This is a genomic window from Pseudomonas sp. KB_12, assembly GCF_052114545.1.
GTDB classification, from domain to species: domain Bacteria; phylum Pseudomonadota; class Gammaproteobacteria; order Pseudomonadales; family Pseudomonadaceae; genus Aquipseudomonas; species Aquipseudomonas brassicacearum.
The window spans coordinates 1-5,176 of the sequence record NZ_JBFREY010000072.1 but is presented as its reverse complement, the minus strand read 5'-3'; the positions used below and the strand labels follow the sequence as shown (position 1 = coordinate 5,176).

The 5,176-nt window shown below is 61.7% G+C and carries 2 protein-coding genes; one reads left to right on the top strand and one right to left on the bottom strand.

The annotated features are described in order from the left end of the window. On the bottom strand, positions 1-2,657 hold a 2,657-nt coding region (locus AB4Z20_RS27845; RefSeq protein WP_442091205.1), incomplete at its 3' end, for a DUF6531 domain-containing protein. 294 nt (positions 2,658-2,951) lie between these two features. Between AB4Z20_RS27845 and AB4Z20_RS27840 the strand changes: the two genes are divergently transcribed. Then, on the top strand, positions 2,952-5,176 hold a 2,225-nt coding region (locus AB4Z20_RS27840; RefSeq protein WP_442091203.1), incomplete at its 3' end, for a DUF6531 domain-containing protein.

The window sequence follows — 5,176 nt, the reverse complement described above, 5'->3', positions numbered from 1 at the left end:
TGCGTGAGCGCGCCGTGTTCGTCCTGGCGGCTGAGTAAACGCCCCAGGGCGTCGTAGGAAAAACACCGGCGACTGCCGTCGGGCAGGATCTCTTCGGTCAGTTGGCCCAGGCGACTCCAGGTGAAGCGATGTTCGCCGCCGTCCGGGTCGTACGTCGCCAGCAGTTGCCCATGGGCGTCGTAGGCATATTCCGTGCGCCGGCCTTCCGGCTCGATGAGGACGATCACGTCCCCTCGGGTATTGCGCCGGTAGGTCCACACGGCTTTGCCCCGCTGCCGGGCGTGCAGGAAACCGTTGCGGTATTCGTAGGAAGTGGGCTCGCCTTCAGGCGGAATCAGCGCCACCAGCCGTCCGACTTCGTCGTAGCGGTATTCGGTTACCGCGCCGAGCGGATCTTGTTCGGCGATCAATCGGCCCTGTTCGTCATAGGCCTTGAGGTGCTCGCCGCCATCGGGGTCGACCTGGCGCACCAGCCGCGCCCGCTCGTCGTGGACGTACACTTCCTGGCTGCCATCGAGGTTCTGGACAATGACACTGCCGTCCTCGCTCCAGGTGTAGCGGCTGTCCATCTGCGCGAACGAAGCCCAGTGCCGAGCGCAGCGGACCGCCAGACCGACGCCTTGCCATTCCCAATAAAAACTCGCGCCACCGGCCAGTTGTCGCTGCAGGATTATGTGTCGGTCGTCGTAGTCGTAGCGTTCGCTTTCACCGGCGGCGTTGGTCGCTTCGATGAGTCGCCAACGCGCGTCGTAGCGGTAGGTCGCCAGCGTCTGTTCGGTGCGCCAGGCTTCATCTGGCAGCCGTTCGGGGTGAAAGCTCTGGTAGTCGATGGCGACCAGGTGACGATGCTCGTAACGCAGGCGCAGGCTGCGCTGGGCACCGTTGTCCAGGCGGCTGATATCGCCGTAGATGTTGCGTTGGATGGTCAGGCGGTTGTCGTACCGATCGCTCAGGGCGATCAGATGACCGTTGCGAAAGTGTAGGAAAGGGGGGCCTTCGCCGGGCTGGGCGACAATCAGTTCGTCCGGCTCGCTGCTCAGGTAGATCGCCGCGCGGGCCAGGCTGTTGTGGATCGCCGGACGTTGTAGGTTCGGTCGGGGGAACGAGGTGCGACGGTTTTCCTGGTCGATCCAGATGACTTCCTCGCCTTCGATCAAAAGGCGATGGGCCAGGGCATGGCTCCAGCCGAGGCCGAGGCCGGCGTCCAGTTCGGCGGCGCTGGTGCGGTAGAGGCGGGTGAAGACAAACGGCAGGCGTCCGTCGAGGGTGCCGTCTTCCAGGGTCAGCAGTTCTTCGCCGGTGACCATCGATACTGGGCAGCCGTGGGTGCGGGTCTGGGCGGCGCTGTCGGCGGGGTCGCCGTTGGGGTTTTTTGATTGGGTGGAGGCGTCGTCGTGGGGTTCGTATTTGCTCAGTCGCGCAGCGGCCTGGGATTTTTCCCGCACGATTGGGGCCGGATTGCTGACCGACAGCGGCGCGGAATCCCCAGCGGTGATCTGCAACGGCCTGACAGGCGCTGGCCCCACTGACGACCCTCGGCCGGCGATGACTACCGGCTTCAGTGCATCGGCATGTTTGTTGAGGCTGTCGCCGCCAAGTTGGCCCAAGCGCTGGCTCGATGCCTGCAACCACTCGCGGGCCCGTTCCGAGCGGATCAAGTGCAGCGCCTTGCCGCTCAGGTGCAGGCCTACGCCCAGGCCACCGGTGACTGCCGCCAAGAGGAAATTGATCAGCACCGAGGCGCGCATTTCTCCCATGACCTCGGCTCTGTACTGCGGCGGCATCATCCGCAACCAACTGGTGAAGGCCGCCGTGTAGACGAGGAGCAAGGGCTCATCACTCAGGATCATCAGGCCTTTGGCAATCGCCTCCGATGAGGCTTTCAGCAGTTGCTCAAGCTCGGCCTCGGTGAGGAATTCCAGCAGCTTTTCACTGTTGGCCCGCAAATCCGCCAACAGATCGAAGACCTGTTTGACGCTGTCCCACAGCCCATACACAGTTCTTTCAAAACCACGCTGCTCAGCTTGTCGCAACACGTTGAAGCGCTTCACGAAGCCGCCTTCAGAAAATTCCTTCCAGAGCGGTTGAAACTCGTTCCACTCGGTTTTCAGCCAACCTTCGAGTTCGACGATCACGAGCTGGTAGGACGCGTACAGCGCCTTGACATGATCGGTCGTGACATTTGGAAAAAAGGTGATGCGGTAACGCTGGCCTCGGTCGCATTCGGGTATTTCCAAAATACCGCTAGGGCCGATGACGTGAGGGACTGGCTCGCCAAAGGTTTCCTTCCCCGGCTCGCCCTCAATAATCGGTTCGAGCGTCACCGGCGTGTTGCCGATCGGGACGAAACGCGAGGCCTGAAACATGTGCACCAACGTCAGCGGGCCTTGTGCCGGACACCTCGCCACTACGGCGCTGAACTGCTCGCTGTCATTTTTTGCGGGCGCGAGGGACACCTCGTTGCCCACCTTGAACACCTGCTCGATGTCTAGCGCTTGGCCGGTCCAGAAGTCTTCCGCCCAAGCGTCGTAGTCGTTCAGGCAGTGGCGAAAGTCGTGCAGCACCGCCTCGACATCCGGGTGATCCGAGTCCATGACTGCCATCACCAGCGAACCAATGACATTGCCCTGGGCAAGAATTTTGTCGTAGTTGGGCATGCAGGAATCTCGGTGCGGGGGCGGACGCGAGACTCTGCCGTGGATGACAGTTGAATTCAGTCAGTGGAAGGGGACAAAGGATGTAGGGCGATTCGCTAAATTCAAACGCTTGGCGTGCGAACCCCGTCGATGACTATAAACACCGCGACAGAAACCAAGGGGTTTTGGCGAAATTCTGGCAACGTTGGCCTAATTTAGAGAATTGCCCTACATCCCCCGCTTCTTTACCTGACTTATTTCCTCTGCCATCCCCGGCACAGTCTCGCGCCCACTCCCGCGCCGCGAGCTGCCTGCATGAAGTTCCCTGACAAGATCCCGTCATTAACCGGCGCCATCGGTTCGCTGGTCTTGGCCGCCATGAACTCGCCCGATGTCGAGGAAGTACTGCAGGACTTTCGCCGCTGCCTGGGTGACTACGACAGTTGGGCGGAAAGATTCTGGACCAATCGGACGCTAGACATTAAGCAGGTGTTTAAAGTTGGCAAGGAGGTGTCGCTCGCACCCGCGAAAGACGATGGCAAGCAGGTCAGCGCCGTGGTGGCGAGGTGTCCGGCACAAGGCCCGCTGACGCTGGTGCACATGTTCCAAGCCTCGCGTTTCGTGCCGATCGGCGACACACCAGTGGTGTTGGAACCGATCACTAAAGACGAGCGGGGGAAGGAAATCTTTGGCGATCCGATCCCTCATGTCATTGGCCCCAGCGGCATTTTGGAAGTACCCGAATGCGACCGCGGACAGCGTTACCGCATCAGTTTTTTTCCAGGTATCACGACCGATCATGTCAAGGCGCTGTACGCGTCCTACCAGCTCGAGATCGTCGAGCTCGAAGGTTGGCTGAAAGCGGAATGGAACGAGTTTCAACCGTTGTGGAAGGCGTCTTCCGAGAGCGGTTTTGTAAAGCGCTTCAACGCATTGCAGGACGCCCAGCTACGTGGCTTTGAAAACGCCCTGTTTGGGCTATGGGACGACGTAAAACAGGTCTTCGATCTGTTGGCGGATCTACAGGCCAACAGTGAAAAACTGCTGGAATACCTCACCGAGACTGAGCTTGAGCAACTGCTGAAAGCCTCATCGGAGGCAATTGCCAAAGGCCTGATGATCCTCAGTGACGAGCCCTTGCTCTTCGTCTACACCGCGGCGTTCATCGGTTGGCTGCGGATGCTGCCGCCGCAGTACCTGGCCGAACTCCTGGGGGAAATGCGCGCCTCGATTTTGATCAACTTCCTCTTGGCGCGTGTGACCGGTGGGCTGGGCGTTGGGCTTCGTATGAGCGGCAAAGTGTTGCGCCATGTCCGCTCGGAACGCGCCCGCGAGTGGTTGCAGGCATCGAGTCAGCGTTTGGGCCAACTTGGCGGCGACAGCCTCAACAAACATGCCGATGTACTGAAGCCAGTAGTAATCGCCGGTCAAGGACCGTCGGTGGGGCCGGCGCCTGTCAGACCGTTACAGATCGCCACTGGGGATTCCGCGCCGCTGTCGGTCAGCAACCCGGCTCCGATCGTGCGGGAAAAATCCCAGGCATCTACGCGACTGAGTAAATACGAACCCCACGACGACGCCCCCGCCCAGTCGAAAAACCCCAACGGCGACCCCGCCGACACCGCGTCCCAGACCCAGACCAGCGGCTGTCCGGTGTCGATGGTCACCGGCGAAGAACTGCTGACCCTCGACGATGGCACCCTCGATGGCCGCTTGCCGTTCGTCTTCACCCGTTTGTACCGCACCAGCGCCGCCGACCTGGACGTCGGCCTCGGGCGCGGCTGGAGCCATGCCCTGGCCCATCGTTTGGAACTCGACGGCGAGCAGGTCACCTGGGTCGATCAGGAAAACCGCCGCACGACCTTTCCACTGCCCAGCGCCCAGCGTCCGGCGATCCACAACAGCCTGGCTCGCGCGGCGATCTACCTGGGGGCCGAGGCAGACGAACTGATCGTCGCCCAGCCCGGCGAAAACGCAGCATTCCTGCACTTTCGCGACGGCCACCTGAGCGCCCTCAGCGACCGCTACGACAACCGACTGACCCTCCAGCGCAACATCCATGGCGACATCTGCCGTTTGGACAATGGCGCCGGGCGCGCCCTGCGCCTGCGTTACGAGCAGCGCCACCTGATCGCCGTCGATTACCAGAGCTTCCATCCCGCTATCACCCTCGACGAAGCCTGGCGGACCGAACAGACGCTGGTTTCCTACCGCTACGACGGACGTTTCCGACTGATCGAAGCGACCAATGCCGCGGGTGAAAGCGAACGCTACGACTACGACGACCAACACGTCATTCTCCAGCGACAACTGGCCGGCGGGGCGAGCTTCTACTGGGAGTGGCAAGGCGTCGGACCGGCGTCCCGCTGCGTACGGCATTGGGCCTCGTTTGCGCAGATGGACAGTCGCTACACCTGGGGCGAAGACGGCAGCGTCACGGTCCGGCACCTGGATGGCAGCCAGGAGGTGTATGTCCACGACGAGCGGGCGCGGCTGGTGCGCAAGGTCGAGCCCGACGGCGGCGAGCACCTCAAGGCCTA